This is a genomic window from Streptomyces sp. NPDC058257 (assembly GCF_042881845.1).
In the GTDB taxonomy this organism is placed as follows: Bacteria; Actinomycetota; Actinomycetes; order Streptomycetales; family Streptomycetaceae; genus Streptomyces.
Genome location: NZ_JBHVXJ010000015.1, coordinates 169,366 through 187,442, shown reverse-complemented (window position 1 = coordinate 187,442; position 18,077 = coordinate 169,366). Strand labels below are relative to the sequence as shown.

17 protein-coding genes are annotated in these 18,077 nt (G+C 69.9%); 4 read left to right on the top strand and 13 right to left on the bottom strand.

Annotated features, from left to right (window positions below; genetic code table 11):
* Positions 1-23: 23 nt before the first annotated feature.
* Positions 24-968 carry a carbohydrate ABC transporter permease gene (locus tag ACFVXC_RS30470; protein ID WP_389911566.1) on the bottom strand — a complete coding sequence of 315 codons (945 nt, stop codon included), beginning with the start codon at positions 966-968 and terminating at the stop codon, positions 24-26.
* A 43-nt stretch (positions 969-1,011) separates the two neighbouring features.
* On the bottom strand, positions 1,012-2,304 hold the full coding sequence (locus ACFVXC_RS30465) for an ABC transporter substrate-binding protein (protein ID WP_389911564.1): 1,293 nt from the start codon (positions 2,302-2,304) through the stop codon (positions 1,012-1,014).
* Between the two features lie 245 nt (positions 2,305-2,549).
* On the opposite strand from ACFVXC_RS30465, the gene ACFVXC_RS30460 reads away from it, so the two are divergent.
* Positions 2,550-4,571 carry an FAD-dependent oxidoreductase gene (locus ACFVXC_RS30460; RefSeq protein ID WP_389911561.1) on the top strand — a complete coding sequence of 674 codons (2,022 nt, stop codon included), beginning with the start codon at positions 2,550-2,552 and terminating at the stop codon, positions 4,569-4,571.
* A 63-nt stretch (positions 4,572-4,634) separates the two neighbouring features.
* Positions 4,635-5,174, top strand: coding sequence for a PadR family transcriptional regulator (locus tag ACFVXC_RS30455; RefSeq protein ID WP_389911559.1), 540 nt, complete (start codon positions 4,635-4,637; stop codon positions 5,172-5,174).
* Positions 5,175-5,271: 97 nt separating this feature from the next.
* On the opposite strand, the gene ACFVXC_RS30450 is transcribed toward ACFVXC_RS30455, so the two are convergent.
* Together ACFVXC_RS30450 and ACFVXC_RS30445 are read right to left on the bottom strand one after the other, a co-directional pair.
* Complete coding sequence (locus ACFVXC_RS30450) at positions 5,272-5,781, bottom strand: hypothetical protein (protein ID WP_389911556.1); 510 nt, start codon at positions 5,779-5,781, stop codon at positions 5,272-5,274.
* Between the two features lie 217 nt (positions 5,782-5,998).
* The gene (locus ACFVXC_RS30445) at positions 5,999-7,000 is read right to left on the bottom strand and encodes a fibronectin type III domain-containing protein (RefSeq protein WP_389911553.1); all 1,002 of its coding nucleotides are present in this window, start codon (positions 6,998-7,000) and stop codon (positions 5,999-6,001) included.
* 187 nt (positions 7,001-7,187) lie between these two features.
* Between ACFVXC_RS30445 and ACFVXC_RS30440 the strand changes: the two genes are divergently transcribed.
* Entirely contained in the window at positions 7,188-7,916 is a 729-nt protein-coding gene (locus ACFVXC_RS30440; protein WP_389911551.1) for a glycoside hydrolase family 75 protein, read from the top strand.
* A gap of 14 nt (positions 7,917-7,930) precedes the next feature.
* On the opposite strand, the gene ACFVXC_RS30435 is transcribed toward ACFVXC_RS30440, so the two are convergent.
* The 9 genes from ACFVXC_RS30435 to ACFVXC_RS30395 all read right to left on the bottom strand — a co-directional run bounded on the left by ACFVXC_RS30435 (position 7,931) and on the right by ACFVXC_RS30395 (position 17,545).
* Entirely contained in the window at positions 7,931-8,341 is a 411-nt protein-coding gene (locus ACFVXC_RS30435; RefSeq protein ID WP_389911548.1) for a PTS-dependent dihydroxyacetone kinase phosphotransferase subunit DhaM, read from the bottom strand.
* Positions 8,334-8,942 carry a dihydroxyacetone kinase subunit DhaL gene (gene dhaL, locus ACFVXC_RS30430; RefSeq protein WP_389911545.1) on the bottom strand — a complete coding sequence of 203 codons (609 nt, stop codon included), beginning with the start codon at positions 8,940-8,942 and terminating at the stop codon, positions 8,334-8,336. Before dhaL ends, ACFVXC_RS30435 begins: the two co-directional genes overlap by 8 nt.
* A gap of 120 nt (positions 8,943-9,062) precedes the next feature.
* Complete coding sequence (dhaK, locus tag ACFVXC_RS30425) at positions 9,063-10,055, bottom strand: dihydroxyacetone kinase subunit DhaK (RefSeq protein ID WP_389911542.1); 993 nt, start codon at positions 10,053-10,055, stop codon at positions 9,063-9,065.
* 549 nt (positions 10,056-10,604) lie between these two features.
* Positions 10,605-11,264 (bottom strand): acetoacetate decarboxylase family protein, encoded by a 660-nt coding sequence (locus ACFVXC_RS30420; protein ID WP_389911540.1) that lies wholly within the window; start codon positions 11,262-11,264, stop codon positions 10,605-10,607.
* Positions 11,261-12,103 carry an SDR family NAD(P)-dependent oxidoreductase gene (locus ACFVXC_RS30415; protein ID WP_389911537.1) on the bottom strand — a complete coding sequence of 281 codons (843 nt, stop codon included), beginning with the start codon at positions 12,101-12,103 and terminating at the stop codon, positions 11,261-11,263. The genes ACFVXC_RS30420 and ACFVXC_RS30415 overlap by 4 nt, the downstream gene beginning before the upstream one ends.
* Positions 12,104-12,153: 50 nt before the next feature.
* Positions 12,154-13,731, bottom strand: a complete 1,578-nt coding sequence (locus ACFVXC_RS30410; protein WP_389911535.1) for a prenyltransferase/squalene oxidase repeat-containing protein — start codon at positions 13,729-13,731, stop codon at positions 12,154-12,156.
* Positions 13,728-15,110, bottom strand: coding sequence for a protoporphyrinogen/coproporphyrinogen oxidase (locus ACFVXC_RS30405; protein ID WP_389911533.1), 1,383 nt, complete (start codon positions 15,108-15,110; stop codon positions 13,728-13,730). The genes ACFVXC_RS30410 and ACFVXC_RS30405 overlap by 4 nt, the downstream gene beginning before the upstream one ends.
* Entirely contained in the window at positions 15,107-16,084 is a 978-nt protein-coding gene (locus ACFVXC_RS30400; protein ID WP_389911530.1) for a hypothetical protein, read from the bottom strand. The genes ACFVXC_RS30405 and ACFVXC_RS30400 overlap by 4 nt, the downstream gene beginning before the upstream one ends.
* A 405-nt stretch (positions 16,085-16,489) precedes the next feature.
* Positions 16,490-17,545, bottom strand: coding sequence for a polyprenyl synthetase family protein (locus ACFVXC_RS30395; protein WP_389911527.1), 1,056 nt, complete (start codon positions 17,543-17,545; stop codon positions 16,490-16,492).
* A gap of 355 nt (positions 17,546-17,900) precedes the next feature.
* On the opposite strand from ACFVXC_RS30395, the gene ACFVXC_RS30390 reads away from it, so the two are divergent.
* Positions 17,901-18,077, top strand: coding sequence for a hypothetical protein (locus ACFVXC_RS30390; protein ID WP_389911524.1), 177 nt, complete (start codon positions 17,901-17,903; stop codon positions 18,075-18,077).

Below are 18,077 nucleotides of genomic sequence, written 5' to 3'. Positions count from 1 at the left end.
ATCGGGGGTCGGGTCGTGCGGCGTCAGTAGTTCTGGCGGAACGCGCGGCGGATGGTGAGCAGGCCGACGAGGCCGACCAGGAAGAGGATCACGCCGACGGTCTGGCTGTAGCCGAGGTCGGCCGCGATGAACGCCTTCTGGTAGACGAGGAACGACAGCGTCGTCGACGAACTGCCGGGGCCGCCCTGCGTGAGCAGCAGGACATGCTGGGCGGAGCCGAAGAACGTCCAGAGGAACTGGAGCATCGTCACCACGCCCACGTAGTCGCGGATGACCGGGAAGTGCACGCCCCACATGGTTCGCCAGTGCCCGGCGCCGTCGAGCTGCGCCGCCTCGCCGATCTCCTCGGGCACACTGCCGAGCCGCGCGGCGAACAGGACGGCCGTGAAGCCGATGCCGCCCCAGATGTCGAGCACGATCAGACAGGCGAGCGCCGTCGAGGGAGAGGCCAGCCAGGCGTCGGTCACCGAGCCGAGCCCCACCGACTCCAGCGCGCCGTTGACCAGGCCGTCGGGGGAGAGCGCCGCGTAGAAGACCATCGCCTTGGCCGGGGTGGAGATCAGGCCCGGGATGAAGAGGAGATAGCGCAGGACCTTGTGACCCGGCGGCTTCTGCGCCACGTAGTAGCCCAGCATGTACGCGCAGACGATCATGATCGGCAGCGCGACGGCGAGCTGGACCGCCGTATTGCGCACGGCGTCCCAGAACACCGGATCATCGAAGACCGTACGGACGTTGTCCCACCCGGCGAACGAGACGGGCTGCAGCATGCCCGGCCAGTGCAGGGCCGCGATCACGAAGATCGCGATCATCGGGCCGACCATGAAGACCAGGTACCAGGCCAGGGCGGGGACGGCGAGGATCGTGCCGCCCTCGCGGCGGCGCTTGCGGACAGGTGGCTCGGAGGGTGCGGGGCGGACCTCGGTCCCGCCCGGCGGCACGTTCGTCGACATCGTCGGCGTCGTCATCTCGGGTGACTCCCAGAAGGCTCGGGCGGCTCGGGCGGGCGGCTCATGCGGTGCGGTACGCGGCTTCGAGCACGGAGCGCACCTTGGCGGGGCTCGTGCCACGGGTGAACGCCGTACTGGTCGCGGTGATCAGGGGCTGTGTCGCGGCAGGCGGGACGTAGATGTCGGGCAGCAGGGCCTGGCTGACGTCGTTGCCGAGCTTCTGCGCCTCGGCGACCAGCGGGAAGTCGGTGCTGAGGGTGTCCGAGCGCAGGGCCATGTCGCGCCCGCTCTCTTTGATGAAGCGCGCGACGGTGTCCGGCCGGTACATGAAGCGCAGGAACTTCTCGACGGAGTCAAGCTTCTTCGTGCCGTTCGGACTGATCCAGAAGCCGATGAGGGTGTACGTCCGCAGAATCGTCGGCTTGTCGTGTGCGGCGTCCGGCGGGAGCGGCCAGCCGCCGACCTCGGTGTGCCGGGCGATCTTCTCCGGGACCTTGGCGAGCGCCGACGACATGGCGGACTCGATGGCGGCGGCGCCCGTGTTGAACTGCGTCGTCATCGTGTCGGACGTCAGGCCCTGCGCCTTGTCGGCGAAGACACCCGCGTCACGCAGGGCCGCGAAGTACTCGATGCCCTCGCGGGCGCCCCTGCTACCGCTGAAGTCTCCACTGGTGAACACCTTCCGCGCCTCGTCGGGGGTGAGGAAGGTCTGGATGATCTGGGCGAGCAGCTTCTGGCCCGTCCAGTCGTTGCCGCCGACGGTCACCGGCGCGATGCCCTTGGCGCGGAGCCTGCGGGCGGCGGAGATCAGCTGGTCACCGGTGGTCGGGATCGCGCTGACACCGGCCTTGTCAAGGAGTGCGGTGTTGTAGGCGACGGGCCAGTTGGTGGCGAAGTACGGGAAGGCTCGCAGCCGCCCCTTGCCGTCGGTCCAGGCGTCGAGGGCGACGGGCAGGACGCGCTTTCGCAGCCCCCAGTCGTCCATGTACCCCAAGACGTCGACGGTCGCTCCGACATCGGTCCAGGCCAGCGTCTTGTCGTAGAGGTTGACCATGACGACGTCCGGCTCCTTGCGGGCGAGCCGCGAGGTCTCGTAGACCTGCGCGAGGTCGTCGCCGTTGACAAGGTTCTTCACCTTCAGGCCGGGGTTCTCGTCCCGGAAGGTCTTGAGGGCGGACAGATAGGTGGGCGAACCCGGGGCGGTGGTGCCGAGCTGGCTGTGCACCACGAGCGTGTCGGGATCGGAATCCGCCGACGCCAGCGTGGAACAGCCGGCGAGGGCGGGCAGGGTGGTGGCGGCGGCCAGGCCTGAACCTGCGGCGAGGAAGCCGCGCCGACTCATCGTTGAGCGCACAGCGGGATGTCTCCAACCAGGGCGGTTAATCGATATACCTGCGGGGGTGCCAGGAGCGTAGAAGTGCTTCGTTGAATGGTCAATCCCCTGTTGCGCACCGTGAATCTTCTGGCAAATCCGACAAAGGGCCCCACGTCGGGGCGGTCGAGGCGGCCGGGGGGCTTCATCTTTATGCAACTAGTTGCACAACAGGCGACGCGTCGTCTAGAACTGTCCTGACGACACATCCCGCATGGAGGGCCCGCATGAGCCGCTACCCGAACCTGCTGAACCCGCTCGACCTGGGCTTCACCACCCTGCCCAACCGGGTCCTGATGGGATCCATGCACGTGGGTCTGGAAGAGGCGCCGAACGGTTTCGAGCGGATGGCGGAGTTCTACGCGACCCGTGCGCGCGGCGGTGTCGGCCTCATCGTCACCGGAGGCATCGCCCCGAACGAGCTCGGCCGCCCCTGGGAGGGCGGTGCCAAGCTGACGACCGAGGCGGAGGCGCACAAGCACGCGGGCGTCACGGCCGCCGTGCACGCCGTGGGCGGCAGGATCGCCATGCAGATCCTGCACTTCGGGCGGTACGCCTACCACGAGGGTCTGGTCGCACCGAGCGCGATCAAGGCGCCGATCAGCCCCTTCGCGCCGCGCGCCCTTGCCGACGACGAGGTCGAGCAGACAGTCGAGGACTTCGTGCGCGCCGCCGAGTTGGCCAAGCTCGCGGGCTATGACGGCGTCGAAGTCATGGGATCCGAGGGCTACTTGATCAACGAGTTCATCGCGGCTCCCACCAATCACCGCGAGGACCGCTGGGGCGGCGCCTACGAGAACCGCATCCGCTTCCCCGTCGAGATCGTCCGGCGCACACGGGAGCGCGTCGGCGCGGACTTCATCATCATCTACCGCCTCTCCATGCTGGACCTCGTCCCCGGCGGCTCGACCCTCGAAGAGGTCGTCCACCTCGCCAAGGAGATCGAGGCCGCGGGCGCCACGATCATCAACACCGGCATCGGCTGGCACGAGGCGCGCATCCCCACCATCGCGACATCGGTGCCGCGCGGCGCGTACGCCTTCGCCACGAAGAAGGTCATGGGCGAGGTCTCCGTGCCGCTCGTCACCACCAACCGCATCAACACCCCCGAGATCGCCGAGCAGTTGCTCGCCGACGGCGCCGCCGACATGGTGTCCCTGGCCCGGCCGCTGCTCGCCGACCCGGACTTCGTGGCCAAGGCGCAAGCCGAGCGGTCCGATGCCATCAACACCTGCATCGGCTGCAACCAGGCCTGCCTCGACCACACCTTCAACCTGCAGATCACCTCCTGCCTGGTGAACCCGCGCGCCTGCCACGAGACGGAGCTGGTCCTCACGCCGACCCGTCACAAGAAGCGCGTCGCGGTCGTCGGCGCGGGCCCGGCCGGGCTCGCCTTCGCGGTGTCGGCGGCCGAGCGCGGCCATGACGTCACACTCGTCGACGCGGCGTCCGAGATCGGCGGACAGCTCAACGTCGCCCGCAAGGTCCCCGGCAAGGAGGAGTTCGACGAGACGCTGCGCTACTACCGCACCCAGCTCGAACTGCACGGCGTGGCAATTCAGTTGAACACCCGGGCCACCGCGGCGGAGCTGGCGAAGGCTTCGTACGACGACGTGGTCGTCGCCACCGGGGTCACGCCCCGCACCCCCGAGATCCCCGGCATCGACCATCCCAGCGTGGTCGGCTACCTCGACGTGCTGCGCGACAGTGCGCCCGTGGGGGAGCGGGTCGCGATCATCGGTGCCGGCGGCATCGGCTTCGACGTCGCCGAGTACCTCACCGACAGCGGCGAGAAGGCGAGCCTGGACCCGGCGACGTACTTCCGTCACTGGGGCGTCGACATGGACTACAAGGACCGCGGCGGCCTGACCGCGCCCGACCGCCCCGCCCCGCCGCGCTCCGTGCACCTCCTGCAGCGCAAGACGTCCAAGGTCGGCCAGGGCCTCGGCAAGACCACGGGCTGGATCCACCGCACGGAGCTGCGCCACCGCGGCGTCACCATGGTCGCCGGTGCGAGCTACGACCTCATCGACGACGCGGGCCTGCACATCACGGTCGACGGGCGGTCCACGGTCATCCCCGTCGACACGGTCGTCCTCTGCTCCGGCCAGGACCCGCGCCGCGACCTGTACGAGGAGCTGCTCGCCGCCGGACACAGCGCGCACCTCATCGGGGGCGCGGACGTGGCGGCCGAGCTGGACGCCAAGCGCGCCATCAAGCAGGGCACGGAGCTGGCCGCGGCGCTGTGACACCGGGCCCCCTGCGACACCGGGCCCCCGGTGTCGCAGGGCGCCGTACCTAGGATGGCCGCCATGTCACTGCCGCACGCGATCCTCACCGCCCTCCTTGAGAAGCCTTCGTCGGGGCTTGAGCTGACCCGCAGGTTCGACAAGTCGATCGGCTACTTCTGGTCGGCCACGCACCAGCAGATCTACCGCGAGCTGGGGAAAATGGAGCGGGAGGGCGCCATCCGCGCGCTTGAGCGGCAGCACGCCACCCGTGGGCAGAAGAAGGAGTACGAGGTGCTGCCCGCGGGCCGCGCCGAACTGGCCCGCTGGACGGCGGCGAGCCAGGACCCCAAGCCGCTGCGGGACACGCTGCTGCTGCGCCTGCGCGCGGCCGCGGTCGTCGGCACGGATGGCATCGAGGCGGACCTGCACCGTCATCTCGCCCTGCACCGGGAGCAGTTGGCCGAGTACGAGGAGATCGAGAAGCGGGACTTCCCGCCGGGCAGTGACACGGTCGAGGACCGGCTGAGGCATGTGGTGCTGCGGGCCGGAATCGATCTGGAGACGTTCTGGACGCAGTGGCTCGAGCGGACGTTGGAGGAGCTCGGGGCGCCGGAGGCCTGAACGCTCGTGCACGAGACGGCTGCCGCCGACCCGATGTGAGTCGGGACCGACGGCAGCCGCACTTTCCTCGTGGCTCTGGCTCTGGGCCCGCTCTGACTCAGAGCCGGTGCGGCATGCCGCGGCGACGCAGATACCAGGCGCCCCCACCGCCGGCGGCCAGGACCACGAGGGCCCCGCCCGCGACGAGGGTGAGCGTGCCCCGGTCCTCGCTGCCGCCGCCGAGCCCGCCCTGGACGCCGCGCGCGGGCGCCGTCGTGGACGAGGTGGTCGGCGCGGTCCCGACGGTGACCGTCCGAGAACCGGCCGCGGTGCCGTCCTCGCAGACCACGGCCACCGTATGGATGCCGGTGGTGACGTTCTGCCAGGAGGCGCTGCCGCCCGTCAGTTCCACTTGCCTTCCTTGGGCGAAGCTGGCCTGGCCGTTGCTCATCAGCGCGGCCTTGCCTCCGTCGGTGCAGGCCGCCGTGGTGACCTTGACCGTCGATCCCGTGGCGCTCACCGTGATCCCTCCGGCGGCGGACGCCGACGGAGCGGTCAGTGCGAGCGGTAGCGCGGCCGCCGCGGCGATGGTCAGGCCGGAGCGGACGAATATCCGAGTGGTACGCATGAGTCTGCCCTCCGGCGGCACGGGAGGCGGTACATCCCATGCGCCGCCGGGGGTCGGGGAGCGCCCGTGCTACCTGACGACGAGCCAACGTGCCATCTGCCGGGGCCGCATGCGGACGGCCACCGGGCAGGTGACGGAATCCTTCGTACGGCCGACAGCTGATCCGCCGTCATGGGTGCGGGATCGGCATGGTCGTCAGGTCGGCATCGGCGCCAGGTCAGCCCGTGGTGACCGTCCGCTCGGCGGAGTAGCCGCCCCACGTGCCGTCGGGGAGCTTGGCCCGAAGTCTCACGCGGTGGCTGTCACCCGGCTCTTTGCCCACGTAGAAGCTGTGCGTCGCCTTCTCCAGGGGTGCTGTACCGCCGAACACCAGCGAGGTGGCGGTCTTGCCGTCGAGGTGGATCTGATACTCCGCCACCGCGCCGCCGGTGTGCGGCGGCGTCCACGCCAGGTCGATGTAGTACGCCCCGTCGGCGTGCCGGGTCTTCGCGCGGAAGTCCGTCGGCGCCGTGGCCCGCCCGTCGTCCTGACCCTTCGCGGTGGTGAGGCGGACGGAACGGCTGGCGGGCGACGCGTTGTCGGCCGCGTCGAGCGCTTTGACGGTGAAGCGGTAGGCCGTGCCGGGACGCAGCCCCGTGACGAGGGTCTCGCGCTCGCCGCCGTCCACACTGTGGATCTTCGACGTGCCCTGATAGATCTCGTACGAGGCGACGCCCTGGTCGTCCTTCGAAGCGCCCCAGGACAGCTTCACCGCCCGGCTCCCCTCGGCCGCGCCCCGCGGAGAGCCGGGCCGTGAGGGCGGCTCTCGGTCGGCGGCGGCCGCCGCGGGCGTGGTCACCGTCAGCTTTTTGCTGGCCGGGCCGGTGTTCCCCTCGGCGTCGCGGGCGCGGACGGTGAAAGTGTAGGCCGTGGAGGGCTTCAGGCCGACGACGTCCACCATGTGCTTGCCGCCCGGCACGCGCTTGACCCTGGTGGCGCCCCGGTACACGTCGTAGCCGGTGACCGCGGTGTTGTCCGTGGCCTGGTTCCACATGACGTGGGCGGTGGTGGCGCTGCCCGCCTGGACGGTGACGCCCCGGGGGACGGTCGGGGGCTGTACGTCCTTCGCGTCCTGGTCGCCGCCCCAGGCGCAGGCGGTGAGGGCGCAGGCGGTGACGGTCAGGAGGACAGCCAGGTGGGGGGTCCGTCGCACGGTTCGTGCCTTCCGTTCGGGCGGCATTGGTCCGGACCTATTTGACACAGGTGTCGGGTGCACATCAAGGGGTGTGCGTGCGCCGTCCGGGCCCTGAGCGGCGGCCGAGGTGTACGACCCGAGACAGATTGGGATGTCTGGTCAGGTGCCACGGGCTGTCGGCCTCCGTTCAACCGACCGGCTGTCAGTTTCCACCCAGGAAAGGACCTTTCACGTGCGTACCAAGAACGCGGTGCTCGCCGTCGTCGCCGGAGCCGCCCTGATCGCCCCTGCGTCGCTGCCCGCTTCGGCATATCCGCAGGAGAGCGAACCGAACCATAAGCCGGCGGAGGGGGAGGGGAGTTCGGCCGTCCAGGAGGGATCCGTACGCGCTGACGCGCTCCTCGCCAAGGCCGGCTCCTGTAAACAGGTCTCGCGCGGCAGGTACCGCGCGGACGACGGCGCCCGCGCGGACATCCCCGTCTGCGGCAAGCGGGGCGCGGTGTTCTGGAAGGCCGACATGGACATCGACTGCGACGGCCGGCGGACCAAGGCCTGCAACCGGCGCACGGACCCGCTGTTCCTGAACGCCACGGCGTTCCAGGAATCCAACGGCCGTCAGCTGAGCGCGGAGCACCTGCCGTACATCGTGGTGCCGGGCGCGAGCCGCCGCTGGAACCACTCCGAGCACGGCATCACGGGCGGCTCGGTGGCCGCCGTGATCCACGAGGGCAAGGTTCTGTACGCCGTCGTCGGCGACACGGGCCCCACCGAACTCATCGGCGAGGCGTCGTACGCGGCGGCGAAGTCGCTCGGCATCAGCCCCGACCCCAGATCGGGCGGCACCGATGCGGACGTCACGTACATCGTCTTCGACGGCCCCAAGGCGTCCCCGATCGAGAGCCACCGGGCCGCGGTCACCCGAGGTGACGCGCTGGCCCGGCAGTTCCTCCGTCAGAACTGACCGGCGGGGTCTTGTCAGACCTTCCGGTAGGAGTACGCCTCCGCAGCCGCGGCCTCCACCGCGTCGACGTCGGCGCCCGCCGAAGCGGCCACCATCGCCGCGACCGCGCCCTCCACGAATGGGGCGTCCACCAGGCGGGCGCCGTCCGGGAGCTCGTCGCCATCGGCGAGCAGCGTCTTCACGGTGAGGACCGCGCTGCCCAGGTCGGTGAGGATCGCGACGCCCGCACCCCGGTCCACCTTCGCGGCGGCCTGGGCGATGAGCTCCGAGCTGGTGCCCAGGCCGCCGTCCTCGGTGCCGCCGGCCGGGGCCACGGGCGCGGTCGCCCCGCCACCCGCGAGCCCCGTGGCCAGTGCGGCGACGGATTCGGCGACGGCTCCGCTGTGCGAGACCAGGACGATGCCGACCAGCTTGTCGTCACTCATCGCCGGCCTCCGCGGTCTGCGCGAGCGCGTCGAAGAGGAGCGCGGAGGAGGTCGCCCCGGGATCCTGGTGCCCGATGCTTCGCTCGCCCAGGTAGCTCGCCCGCCCCTTGCGTGCCTGTAGGGGCGTCGTGGCGAGCGCGCCTTCGTTGGCGGCGTCGCGCGCCGCGCCGAAGGACTCCGTGAGCGCGTCGACCGCGGGGACCAGGGCGTCCAGCATGGTCTTGTCGCCGGGCGCGGCGCCGCCGAGCGCGCTGACCGCGTCGACGCCGGCCCGCAGCGCGTCGGCGAACTCCTGCTCGCTGACCTCGGCGGCGTCACCGAGGGCCTTGCCGGTACGCCGGAGCAACGTCCCGTAGAGCGGCCCCGACGCACCCCCGACGGTGGAGATCAACTGCCGTCCTGCCAGTGTCAGTACGGCCCCGGGAGTCGCGGGCGCCTCCTTCTCCAGAGTGGCCGCCACGGCGGTGAACCCACGCTGCAGGTTGCTGCCGTGGTCGGCGTCGCCGATCGGCGAGTCCAGCTCGGTGAGCCGCTGCGCCTCCCGGTCGACTAGTGCGGCGGCCGAGGCCAGCCACCGGCGGAAGAATGCGGAGTCGAGCACGGGAACTCCTTGCGCGATAGACGCGATAGAACAGGTGGGTACGGCTGCCACGAGCCGTATCCGATGACTCGTACGTGATAAGGCGTACGTGATGACTCGTACGTGATGACGGCCGGGGGATCAACTGCCCCAGCGAAGTCCGGCCGTACGCACCGGAGCGTTCCAGAGCCGCAGCAGCTCCTCGTCGACCTGACACAGAGTGACGGAGGCCCCGGCCATATCGAGCGAGGTCACGTAGTTGCCGACGAGCGTGTGCGCCACGACGACGCCGCGCTCGGCGAGGACGCGCTGGACCTCGGCATTGAAGCCGTACAGCTCAAGCAGGGGAGTGGCCCCCATGCCGTTGACGAGGACGAGCACGGGATTACGCGGGTTGAGATCCTGGAGTACGGCGTCCACGGCGTAGTCCGCGATCTCGCTCGACGTCATCATCGGGCGTCGCTCGCGCCCGGGCTCACCGTGAATGCCGACGCCGAGCTCCAGCTCGCCGCTGGGCAGATCGAAGGTGGGGCTGCCCTTGGAAGGCGTGGAACAAGCACTCAGGGCGACCCCGAAACTCCGCGCGTTCTCGTTCACCTGCCGCGCGATCGCCTCGACCCGCTCAAGGGGCATGCCCTCTTCGGCCGCCGCGCCCGCGATCTTCTCGACATGGAGAGTCGCCCCGGTGCCGCGCCGTCCGGCCGTGAACAGACTGTCGGTGACGGCGACGTCGTCATTGACGAGCACCTTGGCGACCTGAATGCCCTCGTCCTCGGCGAGCTCGGCGGCCATGTCGAAGTTGAGGACGTCCCCCGTGTAGTTCTTCACGACGAACAGCACCCCCGCCCCGCTGTCCACCGCGGCGGCGGCCCGCACCATCTGATCCGGCACGGGCGAGGTGAACACCTCACCGGGACAGGCGGCCGACAGCATCCCCGGACCCACGAACCCGCCGTGCAGCGGCTCATGCCCCGACCCTCCGCCGGAGACGAGGGCCACCTTCCCATCGACCGGGGCGTCCCTGCGTACGATCACGCGATTCTCGACGTCGATCGTCAGGTCGGGATGCGCGGCCGCCATACCTCGCAGCGCGTCCGCCACGACGGTCTCCGCGACGTTGATCAGCATCCTCATGGCTACCTCCTAGTGAGATTGACAGTTAAGCCTCTGGGCTGTCTCTTTGCAGGTCAAGCCAAGCGTGTCCCATTCTCGATCGTGGCCGTTCTCGGCGGTCCGGGGCGGTCCGGGGCGGTCCGGGGCGGTCCGGGGCGGTCCGGGGCGGGAACCGGCGGGGCTGACGCTGACCTACTGCTGACTTTCCTGATGGTGTACCGGGCTCCCCGGTGGTCGGCCTGGCGTTGCCGAGGCTTGCAAACCTGAGGTCATTATCGGGGGAACGACACCAAGCGGCGCGGGCCGCGGTCGAACTGTTCGGCTCTGAAGTCTCTCCGCTGTCCGCTGTCCGCTGTCCGCTGTCCGCGGTTCGCTGAGGAGCGGTGGGGTCGCGTAGGGGCGGCTGCTGGGGAGCGTCGCCATGACGCCCCGGTGTCGGGAGGCGGTCACGCATGCCCAAGGCCCCGGCGGTGGTCGGAGCCGACGGAGGCGAGGGTGGTCACCGCGTCGAGCCGGTCGCTGCGCAACTGCTGGGATCGCAGAAGGGCGGGCGCCCCGCCATCGTGCTGCCTACCTCGGCCTGTCGGCCTCGGCGTCCGCCACCGGTGCGAGGACGAGCGGCGCGGGGATCGTCATGTGGAAGTGCTCCCCGGCGAATCCGAAACGGCTTGTGGCCTTGCGTAGCCGCGGCAGCCTGTCCGGCCATTGGGTGGCGTGCAGTGTCGCGGAGGCCAGACGTGCCGTGCAGGCTGCCGTGAAGACAGTGCGTGCTCCGTCGAGCGATCCGAAACCGGTCAAGGGCAGCGGCAGCCGAGGTGTACGTGGGGTGCGGCGCGACCGGATGGCCAGCGTGGCGATGAGTCCTTCGCGGTCGGTGACGTGTGCCTGTGAGTCGCTCCAGTGGAACTCGGCGAGTCGCTTGGGAGCGCCCCAGATGCGGCGTCCGCCCCAGAGGGAGCGTTCGTCGTCGACCCAGATCCGGTGGACGTACAGACCGGCCCTGACGCCTCGGCGTACGAGCGAGCCGATGATGAACTCGTCGTAGCTGAGGGTCCCTTCGCGGTAGCGGATGAGGAGGACGGCAAGTGAGCGGGGAGCCAGGTGGGACAGATCGGCGGGCAGTGCGGGTGCCGACGCCGCGGCGAAGAAGCCGCCCCACAGCTGTCCCCGCATGTGCCACGGAGCGGGGGGATACCGCACCGGGCTGTCGCCCGCCCTCGTCTCTGTCATGTGAGTTCAGTTCCATGGGTGTAGTCGCCCTGGGCCCTGCCGCCCAGTGCCGTCAGTTTGCGGACCGATCCTGGGGCCAGTGCGTAGAGCCGGTACATGAGCGGCAGATAGCGGGGGACATCCACCCGGGCCCGCCGGTCGGTGATGGCCCGTACCGTGGCGTCGGCCACTGCCTTCGGGGTGGTGGCGGGTAGAAGATCCGCGATGCGTGGCATCCGCGTGGAGGGGACGTGCCGGCGGAAGAAGTCCGTGCCACGTACGACGCCGGGGCGGACCAGGGTCACGGCGACGCCGCTGTCCGCCAGTTCCATGCGCAGGATCTCGGTATAGGCCTCGATCGCGGCCTTCGTCGCGGCGTACGCGGCGGACGGGCCGGCGACGAACAGCCGGCCGACGGACGATCCGACGGCGACGACATGTCCGTGCCCCTGGGCGCGCATCAGCGGGAGCGCGGTGCTCACGAGGTGGACCAACGCGTCGTACCCGGTGCGCATGTGCAGCTCGGCTTCTTGTACGGGCATGCGCTCGACATCGGTCCAGCGCACGAACGCCGCGTTGTGTACAAGGACATCGATCTGTCCTTCGCTTTCGTGGACGTCCCTCACCCACTTCTCCAGGCCGAGCCGGTCGGTGACGTCAAGCAGGCTGAACCGCACCGAACAGGCGGCCAGCTGTGTGGAGATGTCGTGGTCGCGGACCGGTGAGAGGTCGCAGACATGTACCCGGGCTCCGGATTCGGCGAGGCCGCGTACGAGTTGCAGACCGATCCCGGAGGCTCCGCCCGTGACCAGGCAGACGCGTCCCCTCAGGGTGCCTGCGGTGGTGAGTCCGCCGCGCATGTGGTCGCTCCCTTCTGGTTGTGAGTCTGGTTGTGGGTCTGGTTGCGGGTCTAGTTGTGGGTTGCTCCGGGTGCGAGGGAGGGGCCGAGCCGATGCCGGAGGTGGCCCAGCGCAAGGAGCGCGAAGATGTCCGCGAGTACCGGGACGGTGAAGACGAACGGTCGCGGTCCGATCGAGTCGGGTACTGAACGGATCTCGCCTCGCTTGCGCTGCTGGGTGAGCAGGTACGTCACACCGCGGACGGCGGGTGCCGGGTCCTGTTGCCGGCACAGCGCGATCAGGGCGTACGAGGTGCTGATGGCGTCGCTGGGCTCACCGGGCTGCCGACCCCAACCGCCGTCGTCGTTCTGGGTGTCGTGGATGGTGCCCAGAGCGCGGGCGGTCATGCGCCGTACAGGGGGAGGGGGGTCCTCGCCGAGGGAGCCGCCGGCAAGGACGGACCGGAAGAGCGTGTGATGGCGGCTGGCACTCCAGTCAGGGGCGAAGCTTCCGTCCGCGTGCTGCTGTTCGGCGAGGAAGCCGAGCCCCTGGGCAATGGTGTCCCGGTGCCGCACGGCGTCGGTCGACAGGGCGTTGACGGCCGCGGCCGTCATACAGGGCTCAGGCGGAGCCCCTGCCAGGTAGGTGGGGAAGCCTCCGCCAAAGTCGCGGACGCCGAGCAGGGAGTCCGTGCCCTGGGCGATCTCGTCGGCGTACTTCCGCGGGTCGAGGGCATGCAGAAACTCCACGGTGACGGCGATGTCATCCGCGTCCGTCTGCTGGGCCCGGTCGGTGAAGGCCCAACCGCCGTTGGGCCGTTGCTGGGTTGTGAGGTGGCGGGCCATCCGCTCCAGGTCGCTTCCGCGTGCCCCGGCGGCGCGCAGTGCGACCCCCGCGGTGGCGGTGCACCAGGTGTCCGTATCGACGATGAACGGAAGGCTGCCGTCGGCGCGTTGGTGGGTGAGCGCCTTGCCGATTCCGTCGTGGACCGTGTCATGCGACCCGGCGTACGGGAGCAGCGCATGCAGGACGAAGAGATGGATCAGGATATTGCCCTCCCACACCCAGGCGGTGCGCTGGGTGGAGAGCAGTAGTTCGATGTCTCCCTCGCGTACGAGGTCCCGTCGTCCGGTGTCGGCGGCGAGGATCAGCTTGAGGGCGGTGACCTGAACCGCCGCCCAGGAGTGCAGGCCGACCGTGGTGAAGTCGCCGGGCCGCAGAGACCTGTTGGCGGGAGCCTGTGCGCCGAAGACGGTGAGCAGCGCGTCGATCAGCAGGCGTTTGCGTGGTGCGGTGAACTCCGGTACCTGGGAGAGGAAATGACCGGTGAGCCTCGGATCCGCGGCCGCGTGGTGGTCGAGTGAGGTGTCGACCAGGAGCCGGTCCAAAGGATCGGCCGCCTCGCGCCGGGACTCCAGGTATGTGGTGAGCGGGGTCTTGGCGGGGGAGGTGTACGCGGTACGTTCCATCAGCCTCAGGAGCAGCGCGGATTCGAGAACGCGGCCGTGGCACGGGTCGCGCAGCGCGCCTTGATGATCGACCTGATCCTGGACGTGGGCGCACAGGAGGTCGGTGGCTGCCGGTAGTTCCTCGGGGAACATGTCCGGGGACCAGGGCTTCCAGTCGGGGGGTAGTTCACGGACCCTCATCGGTGCGATGTCCTTCCTGTTCGAAGAAGTTCACTGAGCTGAGCCGCGATGTGCTCGCCGGAGCTGAGACTGCTGTTGGTCGTCGACTGGGCGAGGTAGTCGCCTCCGGCGAATCTCACGCGGGAGCCGGACCGCAAGCTGCGGGCGAACCGCGAGATCGCCCGGTACTCGCCGGGCCGCCGCATGACGGTGCATGGACTGACCCGGAAGACCTCGGCCATGGTGGCGTGCTGCTCCAGCTCGGGCAGGATGCCAAGGCGCCGGGCGCCTCCCAGTGCGTGGCGCACCACGGTCTCGTCGTCGAGTTCCCAGTGCGCCGCGGACCAACTTCCCCTGAAGTGCGCCATGACCAGGCCGGTGCCTGCCGGGACGCGGTCGGGGTGCTGGTTGTGTTCCAGCACGAATGCCGACAGTTCCGGGTGTTCGATGCGGGGGACCTGGAGAAGCAGGGAGGCTTCGGCTGTGGGCCGGTCCATGCCGAACGCGATGTGGACGCTCCGGGAGTAGGCGATGTCCTGGAGGTACGCCCTCTGTGAGTCGTCGAGCTGGGGGAACAGGCCCGGCAGCCCGGGCGGTGGTACGGCGATCACGCAGGCCGCCGCCGTCTCGGTGTGCTCCGGCTCACCGGGCCTGTTCCAGGTGACCGTGACCTCGTCGGCGTGCTCTTCCACCGAGGTGGCCCGCGCCAGGTACTCGACGGGCAGTACGGCGGCCAGGCCGCGTGGCAGGAAGCCGACGCCCTGGGGTGAGGTGAAGGTGCCGCCACTGGCGATCAGCGTGTTGAAGAAGAAGAACGCGCTGATGACGGCGGCCTGTTCGGGTTCCGCGAGGGCGGGGCCCGCGACGAACGGGGCCAGCAGGTACTCGAAGGTGGCGGGGTGCAGCCCGCGCCGCACGGTGTAGTCACGCACGGACTCGAAGTCCGCGGGCGCGGCCCGGGACATGTCGTGCCAGTCGAAGAGCGCCCTGGCGCGGGCGAAGTCGGCTGCCACCTTCAGCAGGTCGCGGGCGGGAAGTCCGCGTAGGAGCGGGCTGAGCGGCATGCGCAGGCGGTTTCCGCTGCTGATCCGCTGAATGGCACCGTCTCTGACGATTCCGAAGATGTCTCCGGCAGGGCGGATCTGCGGGGCGAGGCCGGCGTCGGAGGCCAGCTTGATCATCTCATGGTAGGAGGACAGCAGGAGGGTCGAGCCCACGTCGATGTGGAAGCCTTCGCGTTCGACGGTGCTCATCCGGCCGCCGATCAGTTCGGGCTCCGAGCGCTCCAGCACGCGGACCTCGAACCCGGCCTCCTGCAGACGGAAGGCGGCCGTCAGACCGGCGATACCTCCGCCGACGACGATGACCTTCTGCCGCTCTCCGTTCGTACGGTTGGTCATGCCCCCTCCGCCGGAACGGTGTTGTCGGCGTGCCCGTAGCGCCCGGTCTCATGGCTCCAGCTGAGGCTTCCGGTCATCAGCGCTTCTATGCCGGACGCGTAGCGGGCCAGGGCGCCGGGGTCGGTGAAGCCGCCGAACTGGGACAGCAGATCCGCACGTGCTCGGAGATAGTCGTCCACGCGCGTCCGGAGCCAGCGGTGGGTGATCCCGACGGCGGCGGGCAGGTCGCACTTGTCCCGGTGGCCGATGGCCAGGACGAGGTTGTGCCGTTCACCCGCGGCGGCTTCCTTGCGCAGGGAGAGCAGGTCGTTGATGGTGCAGGCCACATCTCCCGCGGTGGCGACCAGAGCACGGTGTGTCGTGCTGGAGCGGAGCGAGTCGGGGAACGTCGCACCGGCGTGCAGTTCCGCGAAGGCGGTGAGGATGTGCCAGCCGGACGTGCGATGGCGGGCGGCCAGGTACTCTTCCGGCTCTGGGGTCCGGCCCTGCGACCGTATGGCCACCTCGTTCCGCATGGCATCGGCGAAGCCGTCCAATTCGCGGGACACGTAAGCCCAGCGGTCTGTCCCGATCAGTGGCAGCAGTCGGTGGCGCAGCCACCAGACGCAGGCGGTCAGAGGGTCGTCGGGCGGGGTCGCGCAGCGACCGTCGAGTATGCGCCGCACCTGCAGCAGGGCCTGCTCGGCGTAGTGGGTGTCGTCGCCGGGACAGCCGGGGTCCAGGTGGTCGTCGTAGAGGAAGAGCCACAGCACCGCCTCGCCGGTCAGGCCCAGTAACGGCGGCCGTGCCGTGGGATACATCCGGCCCACCAGCCGCTCGAATCGGGCGGCACGCCAGGCGGGCAGGGCGGACGGGGGGAGCGCGGCCCACTCGGTCGCCCACTGGTCCAAGTGACGGGCGAGGTCTCCCGTATGCGGATTGAGGCGGGAGGGGAACGGCAGGTTGAGAGGCGGTATGACGGGATCGGAACCCATGCTGTTCCTTTCTCTTGGGTGGGGGTGAGCTTGTGGGTAGGGGTGAGCTTGAGGCCTCGTCGATGAAACTCTCGATGATCTTGTTTTCGGGGACGGAGGCGATGACTTCACCGCGCACGGGGATCTGCCCGTTGCCGTTGCGTTTGCCGTTGCAGTTGCCGCTGAGATGCCGAGGTCGGCTCACGGGGCGTCGCCAGGGCCGTTGACGACGCGTTCCGGGGCCGCACCGGTTCAGCGGCGGCTCGACGACCTCGATGGCCCGCTCCGCTCCCGCGCGCAATGATCGCGGTGCGGCAAGCGCCGTCTGACGCAGGCGGCGGCGCCGTCCCCAGGCAGCGGCCTCGGGCCCTCCGGCTGGCGGCAGCGGTGGGAGCACTCCGGCCGTGAAGCACAGGAGATGCCCCCTCAATGGTCGCGTTGGGTGAGGACATGAGCCAGCGCTGTCAGATCGCGCCGTCCCGCCGGAGTGGCGGCGGCCTCGCCCAACACCTCGAAAGCCAGGCTCAGTTCCCGCCGAACCGTCCTGCGGGCCGCCTGTACACCGCCCGCTTCGGTCACCAGGCCGGCGGCGTGTCGCAGCTCGGCCCCGGTCAGGTGGGTGTCGCTTGCATAGACCCGCGCCAGTGCGCGGGCCTGAGGCGTTGAGGAGGCCAGGGCCGCCAGAACGGGCAGGGTCTTCTTCCGCGCGGCGATGTCGCCGCCGACCGGCTTGCCCGTGGCGTCGGCATCGCCCAGGATGCCGAGCAGGTCGTCGACGATCTGGAAGGCCACTCCCAGGTGTCGGCCGAAAGCCCGCAGCAGCTCCGCCTGTTCAATGTCCGCGCCACCGGCCAGCGCGCCCAGCGCGCATGAACATCCCATCAGCGCGCCGGTCTTGGCCGCTGCCATGGCGGTGTACTCGGCCACGGTGACATCGGTGCGCTGCTCGAAGGAGACATCCATGGCCTCGCCCTCGACCAGTTCGAGCACCGCGTCGCAGAGCACCGACACCGCGCGGCCGGGCGGATCACCTGTGGGTTCGCTGAGTACCCGGAGCGCGAGGGCCAGCAGGGCGTCGCCGCTCAGCAGGGCTGAAGGAAGCCCGAAGACCGCCCATAGGGCACGGCGATGGCGGCGTAGCTCGTCGCGGTCGATGACGTCGTCGTGCACCAAGGAGAAGTTGTGCACCAGCTCCACTGCCACGGCCGGCCCCAGCCCGTCGGAGGCGGAGCCGCCCGCTGCCCTGGTAGAGGCGAGCGCCAGAGCGGGCCGTGCCGCCTTGCCCATCGAGCCCTGCGCCGGGCCGCCTCGCTCGTCCAGCCATCCGAGGTGGTAGCCCGCCAGGCCGGCCATTCGCGACGGCATGCGCTCGCACTGTGCCCGCATCTTCGGCCCGGTCGCTGCCTGTGCGCTTTCGAGCAGGTGCAGTCCGAGGCTTTCTCCGGAAGGGGTGAGGGGCAGGGGCGCGACGGGTGTGGGCATGGTCAATCCTCGGAGCAGGCGACAGGATTCGGGTGTTCCCCGTTCGGTCACGCCGGCTGCTGGGAGCCGGCGCTTCCTTCACGGGCTCCTGTTCATCGAATGCCCTGCGATCGGTCCCTGGGAAGCTCGCCGCTCTGTTCTTGGTGTGAACGCGTTGAACGCTCGTGCCTTTGTGAAATCCGGGCTCGGGCCTGCGGGGGCGGGCCTGGGCGGACGGCCTGCCCAGGCCCTTGGACGCGGGCACGGTCCAGCTGTCGGGCACGCGGGTCCAGATGGCGGAAGCTGAATGCTTTCTGCAGGTGCGGGGAAGCCGGGAATGCTGCATTCAGCAAGGCTGACGGTAAAGGTAGGGGGCATGGACGATCCCTTTGCCTTTGAGTCGCTGGACGTGAATGCCGTCGAGGGGGACGGGGCGGCCGGGGAGTTGTGCCACCCGACCGCTGACGAGGGGCAGTCCGTGGAGGGGACGGCCGGTCGCTGCCACACATCGGCGCGGTCGGAGGCGGGCGAAGGAGCCGCGGGCCAGGAGTAG

Bases quoted from the DNA above. Each gene is read 5' to 3' on its own strand.
- ACFVXC_RS30455 (WP_389911559.1), top strand. From the start codon at position 4,635: ATGTCACTGCCGCACGCGATCCTCACCGCCCTCCTTGAGAAGCCTTCG.
- ACFVXC_RS30420 (WP_389911540.1), bottom strand. From the start codon at position 11,264: ATGACAGAGACGAGGGCGGGCGACAGCCCGGTGCGGTATCCCCCCGCT.
- ACFVXC_RS30415 (WP_389911537.1), bottom strand. From the start codon at position 12,103: ATGCGCGGCGGACTCACCACCGCAGGCACCCTGAGGGGACGCGTCTGC.
- ACFVXC_RS30405 (WP_389911533.1), bottom strand. From the start codon at position 15,110: ATGACCAACCGTACGAACGGAGAGCGGCAGAAGGTCATCGTCGTCGGC.
- ACFVXC_RS30460 (WP_389911561.1), top strand. From the start codon at position 2,550: ATGAGCCGCTACCCGAACCTGCTGAACCCGCTCGACCTGGGCTTCACC.
- ACFVXC_RS30470 (WP_389911566.1), bottom strand. From the start codon at position 968: ATGACGACGCCGACGATGTCGACGAACGTGCCGCCGGGCGGGACCGAG.
- ACFVXC_RS30445 (WP_389911553.1), bottom strand. From the start codon at position 7,000: ATGCCGCCCGAACGGAAGGCACGAACCGTGCGACGGACCCCCCACCTG.
- dhaK (WP_389911542.1), bottom strand. From the start codon at position 10,055: ATGAGGATGCTGATCAACGTCGCGGAGACCGTCGTGGCGGACGCGCTG.
- ACFVXC_RS30410 (WP_389911535.1), bottom strand. From the start codon at position 13,731: ATGAGGGTCCGTGAACTACCCCCCGACTGGAAGCCCTGGTCCCCGGAC.
- ACFVXC_RS30390 (WP_389911524.1), top strand. From the start codon at position 17,901: ATGGACGATCCCTTTGCCTTTGAGTCGCTGGACGTGAATGCCGTCGAG.
- ACFVXC_RS30450 (WP_389911556.1), bottom strand. From the start codon at position 5,781: ATGCGTACCACTCGGATATTCGTCCGCTCCGGCCTGACCATCGCCGCG.
- ACFVXC_RS30400 (WP_389911530.1), bottom strand. From the start codon at position 16,084: ATGGGTTCCGATCCCGTCATACCGCCTCTCAACCTGCCGTTCCCCTCC.
- ACFVXC_RS30395 (WP_389911527.1), bottom strand. From the start codon at position 17,545: ATGCCCACACCCGTCGCGCCCCTGCCCCTCACCCCTTCCGGAGAAAGC.
- ACFVXC_RS30435 (WP_389911548.1), bottom strand. From the start codon at position 8,341: ATGAGTGACGACAAGCTGGTCGGCATCGTCCTGGTCTCGCACAGCGGA.